The organism is Streptomyces fuscichromogenes, assembly GCF_014645815.1.
GTDB classification, from domain to species: domain Bacteria; phylum Actinomycetota; class Actinomycetes; order Streptomycetales; family Streptomycetaceae; genus Streptomyces; species Streptomyces fuscichromogenes.
Genome location: NZ_BMML01000025.1, coordinates 156,897 through 171,526 on the forward strand (window position 1 = coordinate 156,897; position 14,630 = coordinate 171,526).

General features: G+C 71.2%; 12 protein-coding genes. 4 read left to right on the forward strand and 8 right to left on the reverse strand.

Going from position 1 to position 14,630, the window contains the following annotated elements; genetic code table 11:
• Positions 1-383: 383 nt before the first annotated feature.
• The 3 genes from IEZ11_RS39705 to IEZ11_RS39715 all read right to left on the reverse strand — a co-directional run bounded on the left by IEZ11_RS39705 (position 384) and on the right by IEZ11_RS39715 (position 4,326).
• Complete coding sequence (locus tag IEZ11_RS39705) at positions 384-1,745, reverse strand: aminomethyl transferase family protein (RefSeq protein WP_189267891.1); 1,362 nt, start codon at positions 1,743-1,745, stop codon at positions 384-386.
• Between the two features lie 187 nt (positions 1,746-1,932).
• Positions 1,933-2,859, reverse strand: a complete 927-nt coding sequence (locus IEZ11_RS39710) for a LacI family DNA-binding transcriptional regulator (protein ID WP_189267892.1) — start codon at positions 2,857-2,859, stop codon at positions 1,933-1,935.
• A 306-nt stretch (positions 2,860-3,165) separates the two neighbouring features.
• A complete protein-coding gene (locus tag IEZ11_RS39715) occupies positions 3,166-4,326 on the reverse strand; it encodes an MBL fold metallo-hydrolase (protein ID WP_229713645.1) in 1,161 nt (386 codons plus the stop codon).
• Between the two features lie 336 nt (positions 4,327-4,662).
• Between IEZ11_RS39715 and IEZ11_RS39720 the strand changes: the two genes are divergently transcribed.
• Together IEZ11_RS39720 and IEZ11_RS39725 are read left to right on the forward strand one after the other, a co-directional pair.
• Positions 4,663-5,298 carry a TetR/AcrR family transcriptional regulator gene (locus IEZ11_RS39720; protein ID WP_189267893.1) on the forward strand — a complete coding sequence of 212 codons (636 nt, stop codon included), beginning with the start codon at positions 4,663-4,665 and terminating at the stop codon, positions 5,296-5,298.
• A gap of 68 nt (positions 5,299-5,366) precedes the next feature.
• Positions 5,367-5,651, forward strand: coding sequence for a uroporphyrinogen decarboxylase/cobalamine-independent methonine synthase family protein (locus tag IEZ11_RS39725; RefSeq protein ID WP_189267894.1), 285 nt, complete (start codon positions 5,367-5,369; stop codon positions 5,649-5,651).
• Between the two features lie 86 nt (positions 5,652-5,737).
• Here the strand turns inward: IEZ11_RS39725 and IEZ11_RS39730 are convergent, their stop codons facing one another.
• The 5 genes from IEZ11_RS39730 to IEZ11_RS39750 form a co-directional block, all read right to left on the reverse strand.
• Entirely contained in the window at positions 5,738-6,805 is a 1,068-nt protein-coding gene (locus IEZ11_RS39730; RefSeq protein WP_189267895.1) for a chorismate-binding protein, read from the reverse strand.
• Positions 6,806-6,882: 77 nt separating this feature from the next.
• Entirely contained in the window at positions 6,883-7,740 is an 858-nt protein-coding gene (locus IEZ11_RS39735; RefSeq protein ID WP_189267896.1) for a bifunctional 5,10-methylenetetrahydrofolate dehydrogenase/5,10-methenyltetrahydrofolate cyclohydrolase, read from the reverse strand.
• Positions 7,741-7,984: 244 nt separating this feature from the next.
• The gene (purU, locus tag IEZ11_RS39740) at positions 7,985-8,887 is read right to left on the reverse strand and encodes a formyltetrahydrofolate deformylase (protein WP_189267897.1); all 903 of its coding nucleotides are present in this window, start codon (positions 8,885-8,887) and stop codon (positions 7,985-7,987) included.
• Positions 8,884-9,690: a methylenetetrahydrofolate reductase gene (locus IEZ11_RS39745; RefSeq protein ID WP_373295031.1), complete on the reverse strand. Its 807-nt coding sequence runs from the start codon at positions 9,688-9,690 to the stop codon at positions 8,884-8,886. The genes purU and IEZ11_RS39745 overlap by 4 nt, the downstream gene beginning before the upstream one ends.
• Positions 9,691-9,901: 211 nt before the next feature.
• Positions 9,902-11,248 (reverse strand): aminomethyl transferase family protein, encoded by a 1,347-nt coding sequence (locus tag IEZ11_RS39750; protein WP_189267899.1) that lies wholly within the window; start codon positions 11,246-11,248, stop codon positions 9,902-9,904.
• A gap of 664 nt (positions 11,249-11,912) precedes the next feature.
• On the opposite strand from IEZ11_RS39750, the gene IEZ11_RS39755 reads away from it, so the two are divergent.
• Together IEZ11_RS39755 and IEZ11_RS39760 are read left to right on the forward strand one after the other, a co-directional pair.
• Positions 11,913-12,845, forward strand: coding sequence for a LacI family DNA-binding transcriptional regulator (locus IEZ11_RS39755; RefSeq protein WP_189267900.1), 933 nt, complete (start codon positions 11,913-11,915; stop codon positions 12,843-12,845).
• Positions 12,846-13,220: 375 nt separating this feature from the next.
• On the forward strand, positions 13,221-14,567 hold the full coding sequence (locus tag IEZ11_RS39760; RefSeq protein WP_189267901.1) for an aminomethyl transferase family protein: 1,347 nt from the start codon (positions 13,221-13,223) through the stop codon (positions 14,565-14,567).
• Positions 14,568-14,630: the final 63 nt, after the last annotated feature.

Consider the following 14,630-nt stretch of genomic DNA (forward strand, 5'->3'; position numbering starts at 1 on the left):
GGCCGACACGTCCTGGCCGAGACGGGCGAGGCGCGCTCGCCGCTCACCGGAACACGCCTCTCGCGCCGAACACCGGCGGAAGGAAACGCTCGGCGATACGGGCCTGGCCGGCCGCGTCCGGGTGCAGACCGACGGTGTGGACGGTGCCGTCGCGGTTCACGAGCGTGGGGCCGGGGTGTCGCTCGGCGGCCGGGCAGACGAGGGGCGTGGCGATCGCCGGCCAGGTAGCGGTCCGCCTCCGCCCCCTGGCAGACGGAGCTGCCGTGACGCACCCACGGCGGGCCGGACGCGGGAGCCGGGCCCAGCGAGGCCCGTTCCGGGAGGCGTACGTCGAGCAGCCGTAGCGTCTGGGCGGCGGAGTCCGGCGCCGTCCGGCCCTCACCTCACAGCGTGCACACGTCGGTTCGCCGGCGGTCCGGCTTGAAGGGGAGCGTGGTGACGGTCGCCCGGATCTCACGCTGTGCCGTCCCCGGCCTGCCCCACAGCACGACCACCTCGGTTCCGGGTGCCGCGTGCGTTTCGTCGATCACGCAGAGGGAGATCGTCGATCGCAGGCTCACACTGACGGTCCGTCCGGTGGAGACGCCCGTCGGCCGTCCGTCGACCAGGACCTGGTCGAAGACGGGTCCACGGCCGCGCGGAAGCTCCATGGGGTCGGGCAGGTCGCCTGCGCTCATGGACGCCGCCAGGACGCCGACGACGTCCGTGGTGTTCCACCGCAGTCCCACGAGGGTCCGCCGCGGCTCTCCCTCGGCCGCGTCGGCGGCCAGCGCGTCCCGGCCCAGGAAGTCCCGGCCGGGCGTGCCCTTGCGGAAGCCCCAGCCCAGCTCGCCGGGCTTGCGGAAGTAGTCCGTGATGCCGTTCTCCGGCACGAAGCTGCCTCCCGGCCTGCCCCTGCGGAACTGCGTCGGCGCACCGGGGGTGAGGATCGAGGCGGGAAGGTAGTCGAGACCGTTCGTGGCGATGCCCGCCTCGATGTGCTGCACCGGCTGGGACCTGAGCCCCAGTTGGCACAGGCCGAACCGGCGGCCGGTTTCGACGGTGGCCGCCCAGATCTCAGCGGCCCGTTCGGCGGGACCATGGATCTCGTAACCGAGCTCACCGGAGATCCCGGTGCGCAGGATCCGTACGGGGGCCCCGGCGAGCCGCGTCGTCCGGCTCCGGCTGAAGCCGATGTCGCGGAGGCTCTCACCGGTCAGGTTCTCCAGCGTCGCCAGGGATGCCGGTCCCTGGACACCGAAGATGAACCGGTCGGGACTGACGTCCTCGGCCTCGGCGTCCCAACTGCCCTGGCTCAGCTGCCACAGCAGCCAGTCACCGCTGCCGGCCGTGTACAGGAACTCCTCCTCGGCCAGGCGGCACAGGATCCCCTCGGAGGCCACCCAGCCGTTCTCGTCGAGCTGGACGTGATGCTTGATCTGCCCGTGCTCGAAGCGGGACAGGTCGCGCATGCCCAGCCAGGCGAGGAATCCGAGCGCCTCCCGCCCGCGGACGACGACCTTGTGGAGGCTGGACCAGTCGCCGAGGTAGCAGGCACTCACATGCGCGCCGCTCTCCTCGACCCAGTCCGTGTACTCCAGGGGCAGCAGGGTCTGTGCGAACTCGCCGAAACAGCCATGGGAGTTGCTCGCATCCTGGGCGGCCGCGGCGGGACTGAAGTACGCCGGTCGCCGAGTGACGAAGGGGGCGTCCCTCAGTCGCACGACCGCGTCGTACGTGCTGCGCTGCGTGTCGGCCGTACCCATGGATCCTCCTGCTCGCGGGCGCTTGTGACGTTCGGTGAATCCGGCATGGCTTCTTCGCTCGTCCGTGAGGAAGAAGCTACTAGATCGGTTTAGTGAGACCGTAGCAGACGTTCCGACGGCCGGCGACAGAGCCGAAGCAGATCATTTTCAGGGGCGGTTGACCGCCGTGCCGGGCCCCTCGGGGGGCTCAGGCCGACTCGCGCACCACGATCCGGCCGGGTACCGGTGCCATGCCCGCCGTGTCCAGGCCGAGAGCCTTGCGCGCCGCGATCCGTCCGAGGACCTCGGCGTCCACATGCACGGTGGTGAGTGCGGGCGTGGACAGGGAGCCGTACTCCGTCTCGTCGAAGCCGATCACCGCCACGTCGTCGGGCACCCGCCGTCCGAGGTCGCGCAGGGCCGTGAGGCTGCGCAACGCGATGTCGTCGTCGAACGCGGCCAGGGCGGTGACGTCCGGGCACGCCGTCAGGGCGGCCCGGACGGCGGCCTCACCGGCTGCCCGCGGCCGTGGTACGACGAAACACTCCAGGGGCGGGATCCCCAGGCGGTGGGCGGCCTTCCGGGCGAAACCGAGGCGGGCCTCGGTCAGCGGGAAGTCGTGGTCGGGCATGGTCATGGCGATGTGGCGGTGACCATGCCCGACGAGGTGGGCGATCTGCAGGGCGGCGTTGAAGGCGAACCCGTTCTCCCAGTCCTCCTCGGTGGGTTCGTGTCCCGCCATGTAGGCCTCGCCGAGCCGGAGAACCGCCCGCGGGGCGATGGCGTCGAGGACCTTCTGCAGGCTCTCCGGTGCGGCATGACCGTGCCGTACGAGAAGCACATGGTCGTGTTCGGCCAGTTCCTCGTCCAGGCCCCGGACATAGCTCCGGGAGAAGTTGCCCTCAAGACCGTGGTCGACGTTGAGCACGACGATGCGCGACGACCCCTCGCGCAGCGCTCGGGCGATCCCGTGCGGGACATATCCCAGCTCGTGGGCGGCTGCCATGACCCGCTCGCGGGTGGCGGTGGAGATGGTCTGCCGCGGGTCGTCGTTCAGTACGAAGCTCACCGTCGCCCGTGACACGCCCGACGCCTTGGCCACATCGGTCAACGTCACCCGGCCGGAACGGGCCATGCCCCATACTCCCCTCGCGACGGACCGCACATCGAGCCCGAGCGGTGCCGGCGATATGTCGTCCGGTCAGGGCGATGAAGCGGTTGTGCCTCACCTTACGCGGCTGGACCGATCCAGTCTCGGGCCGCCCGGTCGGGCCGCCGCGGGTGCCATGGGACCGGCCGGGTCCCGGGCTGGAGGGTGAGCGACGCCAGGGCGCGGCCACGTTCCGGACGTCCTGCCGTGTCTCCGCACGTCGTCGACGGCCGGGCTGCCGGGCCGGAGGGTCCGTTCACCGCTTCTGCCGCCGTGCACGGGTTCGTCGTCTCAGGCTCGTACGGGAAGGTGCAGCAGGTCCGTGCCCAGGACCGTCGAGCCGGCGAAGCCGCCTCGGCGTGCGCTGTCCCTGAGCAGCCTGCGCCAGGCCGCGTCGGACACCACCGCCGGGTCGCCGGGGCCGAGGTGGGTGGCGACCAGTGTGCCCACGTCGGCCTGCGCGGCGATCCGCCCGAGGTCGGCGACGTCCGTGTGGGTGGCCAGGATGTGGTCGATCAGGGCCTGGGGGAGTCCCATCCTCAGTAGCGCGGCCGGGTGGATGGCTTCGTGGACCAGGACGTGCGCGTGCCGGGCGAGTGTGACGAGGTTCGGGGTGGGGGCCGTGTCTCCGGAGAAGACGACACTGCCGTGTGCGGTGTCGAACCGGTAGGCGTAGGCCGGGTACACCGCGCCGTGTGGGACCAGCACGGCCGTGACCTTCACGCTGTCGTCCTCCATGACGGTGAAGGGGGCCATGTCCGGTGCGGTGTGTGTCGCCGACGCGCCGGTGTCCGACGGCGGCAGCACGTCGTGGACACGCAGCAGTGTCATGGGGTCCGTGCCTGTGTGCTCGCTCATGAAGAAGGTGGGCGACGCGGCGTAGGCCCGTGCCGCCAGCTCCGTCATCTCCGCGGTGCCCGGAACCGTGCCCGGGGCGACGGCCACGGTCGAGTCGATTCCTGCCGGGCCCGGCCCGTAGATGTCGATCGGGGTGGTGAAGCCGGTGGTGCCCGGGGTGCCGGCGGCGAGCAGCGGGAAGGCGAAGTAGTCCACGACGTGGTCGGAGTGCAGGTGGGTCAGGAAGACGCCGGCGAGCGACGGCATGGACAGGCCCGCCCGCAGGTACTGGCTGACCGCTCCGCGGCCGCAGTCGACGACGTACGTCCTGCCGTCGACGACCAGGGCGGAGGAGATGCCGTACCGCGTGGCCAGCGGTGCCGGACCGCCGTTGGTGCCCAGCAGGGTCAGGGACAGCGGTGCGCCGGATCGGGACGCCGGACGCGCCTGGTCCGCGGCCGCGGTCTGGGCGCCGCTCCATTGCGCAGCGGACACGGCGGCCGTGGCGGCGAGTCCCGCGAGCATGGTCCGGCGAGTGGGTGTCTGAGGAAGCGGACGGCTCGCGTCGGCGGCGTCACGGTTGCTCGGCGAGTCAGCGGCTGCGGCTCGGCACATGAGGGGCACCTTTCTTCGACTCACCGGAGCGGGCGCGAGGACGGAGAGGGGCTCACGGTGTGTCATGACGGAACGGGGGACCTCTGGGGTCTCTCCTGCGCTGTGCCACGGTGTCCACTGGCCAGGCATGTGTCTACGGCCCGGTACGAATCGGCCCTTCAGGCGGCGCAACATTAGTTGCCGCGGATTTCGCCCCCGCCCCCGCGTCGATGCGTCCGGTCGTGTTCTCGCTCCCTGCGCCCTGTCCGGCGCGGCCCGGCCGTGGGCCGGCTGCCCGTGCCGACGCGGTCCGGGCCGCAACGAGTCGGTGCCCAGGAGTCCCCTACCATCCAGGACATGGCGAGCGAGCGGAGAATGACCGCGACGGACCGGCGGCGACTCATCGTGCGGGCAGCAGGCGAGCTGTTCATCGTGAGTGGCTACAGCGGCGTCTCCATGGACGATGTCCTGGCCGTGGTGGGCGGGTCGAAAGGGACGCTCTACCGGTACTTCTCGGACAAGAGCGCGCTCTTCCGCGCCGCCGTGGAGTCCCTGTGCGACGAGTGGTCGGACCCCTTGCACAGGTTCTCGCCGAGCGGCGGGAGCCTCTCCGACACCCTGGTGGCCCTGGGCGAGCACTTCGCGTCGATCGTCCTCACCCCGGAGGCCATCGCCCTGCACCGGCTGGTCACCGCCGAGGCCGGACGCATCCCGGGAATCGGGGACGTGTTCTTCACGCACGGCCCGGCCGCGGGGCAGGCGGTGCTCGCCCGCTGTCTGCGGCCGGCCTGCGACGACGGCCTGATCGAGATCGAGGACCCGCTGCGCGCGGCGGCGCAGCTGTACCAGGCCATGCTGGGCGACGCCCAGATGAGACTGCTCACCGACGCTCCGCGCAAGCTCACGGAGGCCGAGGTGCACGCCTCCATCGTCGAGGCGGTGCGGATCTTCCTCCGCGGGGTGTCCGGTCCGCGCGCCGGTGACCGGGGCTGATGCCGTACCTCCGGTCGGACCCCTTGCCCGCCAAGCGTACTGAACCGTACCGTACGGTCCTCGCCGCCATGGGCGGACGGCGGCACGCGCGCATCGGGCAGCGCACGGCGGGAGGGGCCCCCTCCAGGACCGTGGTGCCGGGGCTCGTGTCGTCCGAGGCGGCGGAGCCGGAGTCGGCCGACACGCTGCGCCGCCGTATCGACGAGGCCTCCCCGTACATCCCCCTGGAACAGCCGGCCCGCGGTCCGCGGTGCGGGTTCGCCGCGACGAGCCGGGGGAACCCGCTGACCGCTGACGACCAGCGCCGCAGACGGGAAGTCGTGGCCGAGACGGCACGCCTCGTATGGGGCTGACGGGGCCCTCGTGGACCGCCGTACGACCCGGTGGTGTCGTGTGCCACCGCCCTGGTCCCCTCAGGTCCGGCCCACCAGATCGGCGGTCAGGTTCCGCTCAGGACTGACGGGGACTCGCCGGCGTCGTCCGGAGCGGAGGGGCCGTGGGACGCGATGGCCAGGAGCCTGGCCGCCTTGAGTTCGGTCTCGTCCCACTCGCGTTCGGGATCCGAGCCCCAGGTGATGCCCGCTCCGGTCCCGAACAGGAGCCGGCTTCGGGCGCGGTCGATCCAGAAGGTGCGGATGCCCACGGCGAGTTCGCCGGTGCGGCGGTCCGCGTCGACCCATCCGACGCCGCCGCAGTACGGGCCGCGCGGGGCGGTCTCCAGGGCCTCGATGATCCTGAGGGCGCTCGCCTTCGGCGCGCCGGTGACCGACCCGGGCGGGAACGCGGCCGCGAGCAGTCCCGCCCAGCCGGCCTCCTCGCGCAGTTCTCCTCGGACGGTGGAGACCAGGTGGACGAGCCCCGGATGCCTCTCGACGGCGCACAGTTCGGGGACGGTGACGCTGCCGGTCGCGCAGACGCGGCCGAGGTCGTTGCGGACCAGGTCGACGATCATGACGTTCTCCGCGTGGTCCTTGTCGAGGATGTCGGCCTCGGTGCGTCCGGTGCCCTTGACGGGACCGGACTCGATCACCCGCCCCGTCCGCCGCAGGAACAGCTCGGGGGAGGCCGAGACCACCTCGACGCCGTGCTCCGGCAGTCTGATCATCCCGGCGTACGGCGCCCGGTGGCGCGCGGCCAGCCGGTCGGCCAGGGCCTCGATGTCCGCGTCGGGGGCGACGGGGGCGGACAGGACGCGGCACAGGTTGGCCTGGTACACCTCACCGGCGGCGATGTGCTCGCGGATACGCCGTACTCCGGCGGTGTAACCGGCCCGGTCGAGCGACGTCGTCCACCGGTCAGGTCCGGGCCCGTGCCAACGTGATCCGGGAGCCGCGCGGTACGGCCGAGGCCGGACGTCACGGAAGCGGGCGCAGGTCAACTCCCCTTCGAAACCGGCCACGACGGTCCACAGCCCCCGGGAGTCGAGGGCCTCCGGGTCGGAGGTGACATCGAGGAGCCCGCTCATGACACGGCCTCCGAACCGGGCCAGCGGTGGCAAGTCCTTCATGGCCGGCGCCTTTCCTGCGGCGGGGGGAGGGACACGGTGGTCCCGCGTGCCACCGGGGGCACGCGGGTGTGCGGCGGCTACGCGGGGACGGCATCGCGTTCGGCACCCCACTCGGCGGCCTGGAGCGTGTTGACCAGCAGCATGGCGATGGTCATCGGGCCCACGCCGCCGGGAACGGGCGTGATGCGGCCTGCGATGCCGTCCAGTTCCGCGGCTCGGACGTCGCCGGCCAGTCCGTCCGGAGTGCGGTGGATGCCGACGTCGACGACCGTGGCGCCGGGCTTGACGTGCTCCGGGCCGATCAGCCCGCGAACGCCCGTGGCGACCACGACGACGTCGGCCGGGCGGGTGACGGCGGTGAGGTCGGCGGTGAACTCGTGGGCGACGGTCACCGTCGCCCCGCGCCGCAGCAGCAACTGGCTCAGGGGCCGGCCCACGAGCTGACCCCAGCCGACCACGGCGACGTGGGCCCCCTGCAGTTCGATGCCCTCGGCATCGAGGAGTTCGATGACGCCGTTCGGTGTGCACGGACGCATCCCGCGTTCGCCGCGGGCCAGCCGGCCGGCGCTGGCCGTGGTCAGACCGTCGACGTCCTTGGTGACGGGTATGCGGTCGATCAGGGGCGCGGCGTCGAGCTGTGCGGGCAGCGGCAGTTGGAGGAGGATGCCGGAGACGTCCGGGTCGCCGGCCAGTTCGTCGATGACCGCCGCCACCTCGTTCTGGGTCGCCTGGTGCCGCAGATGACGGTGGATGTCGCGCATTCCGGCCTCCCGGACGGCACGTCGTTTGGCCGCGACGTAGACGGCGCTCGCGGGGTCGTCGCCGATCAGGACGGTCGCGAGACCGGGCACCTGTCCGCCGGCCGCGGCCACCCGCTCGGCGACCCGGGTCCGTATGCTGCGGGCGATCTCCGCGCCCTTGATCGTGTGTGTCATGGTGGCGAACCGCTTTCTGTCGGTGAACGATTCGCCCGGTGTGGAGGACTGCGTCCGGGGATCGCGGCCGAGTCCGACCGCGGTGTACGGCGCCGGAGGCGGGGCGGCGGTGAGCACCGCGGCGGACCCTGCGCGGATCCGCCGCGTCCGCCGCCCCGACGACCTGTTCCGGCGCACGACAAGACCACCTGTCCCTGTTCCGGGCGGGTTTCCCTGTCGGGGGTGTCGCGAGACGAACGGAGACTCAGGCGAAGACGATCGTGTGGTTGCCGTCGCGGATCACCCGGTCCTCGGCATGCCAGAGCACGGCGCGGGAGAGCACCGCGCGTTCCACGTCCGCGCCGCGTCGGGTGAGGTCGGCGGCGGTGTGGGCGTGGGTGACACGGACGACGTCCTGCTCGATGATCGGGCCCTCGTCGAGGTCCTCGGTGACGTAGTGGGCGGTGGCGCCGACCAGCTTCACGCCCCGTTGCCTGGCCTTGGCGTAGGGGCCGGCGCCGATGAAGGCCGGCAGGAAGGAGTGGTGGATGTTGATGATCGGCACTCCGGCCTGCTCGATGAAGCCGCCGGACAGGATCTGCATGTAGCGGGCCAGCACCACGAAGTCGACGTTGTCCTTGAGCAGGCGCAGATGCTCGGCCTCGGCCGCCGACTTGTCCGCGCCCTGGCAGGGAACGTGGAAGAACGGGATCCCGAACGAACGGACCTCCTCGGCCAGATCGGGGTGGTTGGAGATCACCATGGGGATGCTGACCGGGAGTTGGCCCTGCCGGTGCCGCCAGAGCAGATCGAGCAGGCAGTGGTCCGACTTGGAGGCGAAGATCGCGACCCGCTTGGACGCGGACATGTCCCGTAGGGTGTAGCGCATTCCGAACCGCTCGGCCAGATGCTCGTCGAGGTCGGTGCGCAGCGCGGGGAGGGCGGCCTGGAGGCCGGGGAGGGTGAAGACGGTTCGCTGGAAGAAGGCGCCGCCCTGCGGATTGTCGGAGTACTGGTCGAGCGAGACGATGTTCGCGTCGTGCCTGCTGAGCACCGTGGTCACCGCGGCGACGATGCCGGTGGCGTCGGCGCCCTGGACGATCAGTGACGCCTGGTGGTCCGCCTCCGCGCCCTTCTTCGCGGCGGCCGCGGTCTGCGTGATCGTCATGCGAGAGCTTCCTTCCTGAACTGGACGATCCATTCGGAGGTGGCCCTGAGCCCCCCGAACGTATAGAAGTGGATCTTCACTGTGCCGTGCCGGACCGGCTCGTAGGCATCGGCCAGGGCGCGCAGGAACCTGTCGGGGCCCGCGGTGCCCATCAGGTTGGTGAGCGAGAGCCCGTACTTCTTGGCGATGGAGGCGCTGGTGCCGACACCGAACCGGGCCGCGTAGCCCATGAGCCGGCGTACGCCGGCCGGGCCGGGGACGCCGATACGGATCGGCAGCGCGATGCCCTCGTCGCGAACCCGTTCGATCCAGGCGAGGACCGGGTCGACGTCGAAGCCGAACTGGGTGATGATGCCGCCGTCCAGGCCCTGGGCGGCCATGGCCGCGCTCTTGTCGCGGAGCGCGGACCACAACGCCTCCCCGCTGATGGCGGGGTGGCCTTCCGGGTAGCCGCTGATGCCGACGTGCCGTACGCCGTACTCCCGGAGCAGGCCGGACTCGATCAGGGCGAGGGAGTCCTCGTAGGGGCCCTCGGGGCGGGTGGGGTCCCCGCCGATGGCGAAGACGTCGGTTCCGGTCCCGTCGGCCCGGAGTCCGCCGAGGAACTGCTCGAAGTCGGCCCGGGAGCCCAGGCGCCGGGCGGAGAAGTGGGGCACCGGCACGAAGCCGAGCCGTTTGACCGCGCGGGCGGCGTCGAGCCGCATCCGCAGGTTCTCGTTGCCGAGGAAGGTGACGTTGATGCGCGTACCCTGCGGGATGAGACCGGCGGCCTCCTCCAGCTTGGGTACGTCCTTGCCGGTCATCTCCAGGGAGAAGTCGTCCAGCAGCGAGGTGCTGACCGCCGCGGAGACCGTGCTGAGGTGGTTCACTGCGTGCTCCTAGTCGTTGCGGACGCGGTACGGCCGGTCCGTCCAGGGCGGGGCGGAGGGACGGGCGGACCGGACCGGCCGGGTCCGGGCACCGGCCGCCGCACGGGGCGGAGACGGGCCCGGACCGCACCGGTGGCGCTTCGCGTCAGGCGTTACGGCGGTACTCGGTGCGGGCGTGGCGGTCGTACGGGCTGGGCTGGACCGTGGCGCGGACGCGCGGGAACCCGAGGTCGGCCTCGGGGTCGGTACCGGCGCCGGGATGCTCGCCCCAGACCACCGACACCTCGGTGCCGGGCGCGGCGTGCGCGGCGTCGATCAGTGTCTGGGACAGGAGGGTGCCGACCGGGTCGATGGACGCCGTCTGCATGGTGACGCCGACCAGACCGGCGGAGGTCTCCACCCGGTGGCGGGCGTAGCTGAGCACGAAGCCCGGGACCTCTCCGTCGCCGACCACCCGGCGTACGTCGTCCGGGTCGAACACCAGCGTCACCTTCTTGCGCAGGCTCTCGTCCTCCTTGGCCTGCAGCAGAGCGTCCCGGCCCTGGAAGTCGTGACCGAAGTGGATCATCTTCCCGTAGCCCAGCTCGTACGGGGAGACGTAGTAGTCCTCGATGTCCTGGGAGAAGTAGCTGCCGTTCAGCGGGCGCTTGCCCTCGATGCCGAACAGCGGGAGCCACCTGCGGTACTCGGCGAGGTCGGGGTCGGAGTAGATCCCGGGAACGGGGGAGGGGATCCAGCCGCTCTCCACGCTCGGCGTCGCATACGCCAGCGCGCCGACCTGGATCAGGCCGAGCGGCTCGCCCGCCGCGAGGAACGCCTCGTGCACGTGGGCGGCGTGCTCCCAGGGGCCGATGAACTCGTAGCCGGCCTGTCCCGCCATGCCGTGGCGCAGGGCCTTGAAGACCCGCCCGTCCAGGGTGACCGGCGTGGCGTGGAAGAACTTCGTCTCCGGGATCGGGCCGCCGAAGACCTTCTCGATCAGTTCGAGCGCCAGCGGCCCCTGGATCTGATAGCGGAACAACTTCGGATCGCCGCCGCCGGGCCGGAAGGCGCTGGAGGCGTCGGTCTCGAAGGCGACGTCGTAGCCGCCCTTCTCGGCGTGGTGGCGCACCCAGTGCTGGGCGGCCGGGATGCCGCTGAGCAGGTAGGCGTTCTCGGCCTCGCGGGCGAGGATGCCGTCGGTGACGATGTGCCCCTGGCGGGTCACCGGCACGTACTGTTTGGCCTGGCCGACGGCGAACTTCTCGAAGTTGTTGGCGCCGTGGTCGGCCAGCAGCCGGGTCGCGTCGGGACCCTCGATCCACAGGTCGTACATGTGGTGCGACAGGTTCAGCAGCGCGACACCCTCGTGCCAGGCCCGCTGCTCCTGCCGCCACCCGGTGTACTCGCGGGCGACGACCTCGGGCGTCCACGGCTCGGCGCCGGGCTTCCACAGCAGTTCGATGGGCGAACCGGCCTTGTCGATGCCGTCCTGGAGGCTGGGGATTGCCATGCGACTCCTTCTTCCACAGAGATCCACTGGAGATCCAAGCGAATAGCTAAATCGATCTAGTGACAGGCCGAGTGCGGTCGTCCAGCGCAGGAGCGGGCCCGGATCAAGAGAACTAAATCGATCTAGCGCAAGTTAGCAGAAGGCCGCTTCCCTGGCGAGGCGAGTGACGTGTCTTTCTCGCCGGGCCCACCCGGCGGGCCGGCTTCCCGCAGCTCAGGGCGTCGGTCCGGCGCCGATCCGGGCTCCCGCCCCGCGCACCGCGTGCGGACCTGGCCGGACATCGCACCCACGGGTTCCGTCGCGGCATCCGTGCCATCCCTCGGGGCGGCGCCGATCGAGGCGTTGCCCCGGAAGCGTCCATGAGCGCGGGGGCGCCGGCGGATCGCGGGCCGGCGGCCGTGCGAGGAACCGCCGGCCGTGGTCGGCGCGGTCGGCGAAGCCCGGACCGGGATCGAGGGTGACGCGCCCCCGCATCCTTCCCGGACGGGGTGGGTGCGACGGGCGCGAGGAGCACTTCCGGCGCGGTGACGGCGGTCGCCGTCGGCGGGCCCGCGAGGCCGGCGCGGCGTTCGGGCCCGTCTCGTGGCGGCGAGGGGATCCCTAGAATGACCAGGCGCCGGCCCGGAGGAGGACGCGGTGCGCCGACGGCACCGGAGCAGGGGTGATGGGCGCTTCCCGAAGAGTGACGCTGAAGGACGTGGCGGCGGCCAGCGGCGTCTCCCGGGCCACCGTCAGCTTCGTCCTCAACGACGATCCGGGCCAGACGATCTCCGCCGCGACCCGCGACCGCGTCCAGCGGGCCGCCCGCGATCTCGGCTACGTCCCGCACGGCGTTGCCAGGGCCCTGCGGGAGGGGGCCTCCCGTGTTGTCGTGCTGAACATCGACGCGGGCATGGAGGGCAACTACTCCCGCAGTTATGTCCGTGGTCTCGATGCCGAACTCGCCGCCCACGATCATGTCCTGCTCGTCCGGCACGGCCACCACACGCCTCAGTCCACCCGGCGGATCCTCGACGCCATCGCTCCACGCGCCGTCCTCCGCTTCGGTGAGACCTATCTGACCGGCCATGAACTCGACGACCTCGGAGGAGGCTGGCGTGCCGGACTCGCGGCGCATTCCGCGCTGCAGCTCCGTCATCTGGTGGATCACGGTCACACCCGTGTCGCCGTGGCACTGCCCGACACCGAGTCACCCCTGATCGCGGCCCGCCTGAAATTCACCGCCCACGCCGCGACGAACATGGACGTCCCGGTCCCGGCCTCGTTCGCCGCCCCGCGGGATCGAGCCGCCTGCGCCGAAGCCGTCGAGGAGTTCCTCCTGGAGGCACCCGAGGTGACCGCCGTCGCGGGGTTCAACGACGATGTCGCCCTGCGGGTACTCATGGCCCTGCGCGACCTCGGCCGCCGGGTGCCGGACGAGATCGCCGTCATCGGCTTCGACGACAACGGGTACGGCGAGTACGTCAGTCCCACGCTGACCACGGTCCACGTCGACGCCGAGGTGCACGGCCGTATCGCCGCGCGCCTCGCGCTGGGTCTCGAGACCGGCGGCCTCCGCCCACCGCCCGCGCGAGTCGTCGTACGCCACTCGGTCTGACCCACGTCGACCTCTGCACGGAGCGCAAGGTAAGCCTGCGCGGCGTGCAGACTGCGGTATCCGGGCAGCTCAGAAGCCGGAAAGCCCGGTGAACAGCGGAGCCGTGGCCAATGGATCGGCGGACCGGCACCTGTCATCGGGGTACGTCTCTTGTGAGCTCCAAGAGCAGTACCGTACGGTACGGTCCACTGCGCTGACGCAGGCACCCGCTGGTCGGCGCGGCCCGTGCGCGGGTTGCCGAGACCACAACCAGACGCCACTCGCGCCGGTCCACCCACGACGCCGTGCGCCCTGCTGACCGCTCGCGTCGCACAACGACGGCCACCGCCCCTCTGCCGCTCTTCCAGCGCATCGCGCGACGACATGGAGAAACCGATGGCACACCTCGAAGACCAGATCCAGGCGAGCGGAAGCCCGCTGGCACTCCTGCGGAGCGGCCGTTCCGGCGCCTACCCGTTCCCGATCCGGGCCGAGTTCACCAACTGGCGTGACGAGCAGGAGTCCTGGCGTACGTCGGCGGCGCTGATGGATCTCTCCCACCACATGACCGACCTGACGGTCGAGGGACCGGACTGCTACCGCCTGCTGTCGGACGTCGGGGCCAACACCTTCGCCGGTTTCGGGCCGATGAAGGCGAAGCAGTTCGTCGCCGTCAACCACGACGGCTACATGGTCGGCGACTGCATCCTGTTCTGCCTGGCCGACAACCTGGTCCGTCTCGTCGGACGGCCGCCGGCCCTGAACTGGGTCCAGTTCCATGCCGAGACCGGCGGTTACGACGTGACCCTACGCCGCGACGAGCGCACCGCGCAGAACCCGAACGGCCGTGAGTTCTTCCGCCTCCAGCTCCAGGGCCCGCACGCGGCGGCCATCTTCGAGAAGGTCAACGGCGGCCCCATGCCCGACATCCCGTTCTTCTCGATGGGGAGGTTCAACATCGGCAAGCACGAGGTGACCGCCCTCAACCACCGCATGTCCGGTTTCCCCGGCCTGGAGTTCTTCGGTCCCTACGAGCACATCGACGACGTCCGCGACACCATACTGGAGGCCGGCGAGTCCTTCGGGGTCCGTCAGGTCGGCGGCCGCGCGTACGCGTCGGTGGCGACGGAGTCCGGCTGGATCGCCAACACCGTCCCCGCGGTCTACTCCGGCGAGAAGCAGAAGCCCTACCGCGAGTGGGCGAACGCCAGGAGTTTCGAGGCCAGTCTCTCCCTCGGCGGCAGCTTCGTCTCGGACCGGGTCGAGGACTACTACGTCACCCCCTGGGACCTCGGCTACGGTCACATCCTCAAGTTCGACCACGACTTCATCGGCCGCGAGGCCCTGGAGGCGCGGCGCGGCCAGAAGCACCGCAGGAAGGCGTGGCTGTCCTGGCACCGCGACGACGTCGCGCGGATCTTCGCCAGCCAGTACGAGCACGGTGAGCGGCGCTTCAAGCACATCGAGATGCCCGCCGCCTTCTACGCGGCCTCGCACTTCGACCGCATCGAGCGCGACGGCCGCCTCATCGGCGTGTCGACCCTGTGCAGTTACACCGCCAACGTCCGGGGCTGGATCTCCGTCTGCATGATCGACGAGGACGAACTCACCTACGGCCAGGAGGTCGAGCTGGTGTGGGGCGAACCGAACGGCGGCTCCGCCAACCCCACCGTCGAGCGTCACTCCCAGACGAAGATCCGCGCCACCGTCTCCCGCAGGCCCTTCGCCGGCGACAAGCACTGACCGTACGCCGACCCCGACCGCCCTGACCGACGCGGCGAATCACCTGGCAGACGGTCTCAGCCA

Coding starts and splice junctions, on each gene's coding strand:
- IEZ11_RS39755 (WP_189267900.1), top strand. CDS start 11,913: ATGGGCGCTTCCCGAAGAGTGACGCTGAAGGACGTGGCGGCGGCCAGC.
- purU (WP_189267897.1), bottom strand. CDS start 8,887: ATGACGATCACGCAGACCGCGGCCGCCGCGAAGAAGGGCGCGGAGGCG.
- IEZ11_RS39705 (WP_189267891.1), bottom strand. CDS start 1,745: ATGGGTACGGCCGACACGCAGCGCAGCACGTACGACGCGGTCGTGCGA.
- IEZ11_RS39760 (WP_189267901.1), top strand. CDS start 13,221: ATGGCACACCTCGAAGACCAGATCCAGGCGAGCGGAAGCCCGCTGGCA.
- IEZ11_RS39720 (WP_189267893.1), top strand. CDS start 4,663: ATGGCGAGCGAGCGGAGAATGACCGCGACGGACCGGCGGCGACTCATC.
- IEZ11_RS39710 (WP_189267892.1), bottom strand. CDS start 2,859: ATGGCCCGTTCCGGCCGGGTGACGTTGACCGATGTGGCCAAGGCGTCG.
- IEZ11_RS39750 (WP_189267899.1), bottom strand. CDS start 11,248: ATGGCAATCCCCAGCCTCCAGGACGGCATCGACAAGGCCGGTTCGCCC.
- IEZ11_RS39715 (WP_229713645.1), bottom strand. CDS start 4,326: ATGTGCCGAGCCGCAGCCGCTGACTCGCCGAGCAACCGTGACGCCGCC.
- IEZ11_RS39735 (WP_189267896.1), bottom strand. CDS start 7,740: ATGACACACACGATCAAGGGCGCGGAGATCGCCCGCAGCATACGGACC.
- IEZ11_RS39745 (WP_373295031.1), bottom strand. CDS start 9,690: ATGACCGGCAAGGACGTACCCAAGCTGGAGGAGGCCGCCGGTCTCATC.
- IEZ11_RS39725 (WP_189267894.1), top strand. CDS start 5,367: ATGGGCGGACGGCGGCACGCGCGCATCGGGCAGCGCACGGCGGGAGGG.
- IEZ11_RS39730 (WP_189267895.1), bottom strand. CDS start 6,805: ATGAAGGACTTGCCACCGCTGGCCCGGTTCGGAGGCCGTGTCATGAGC.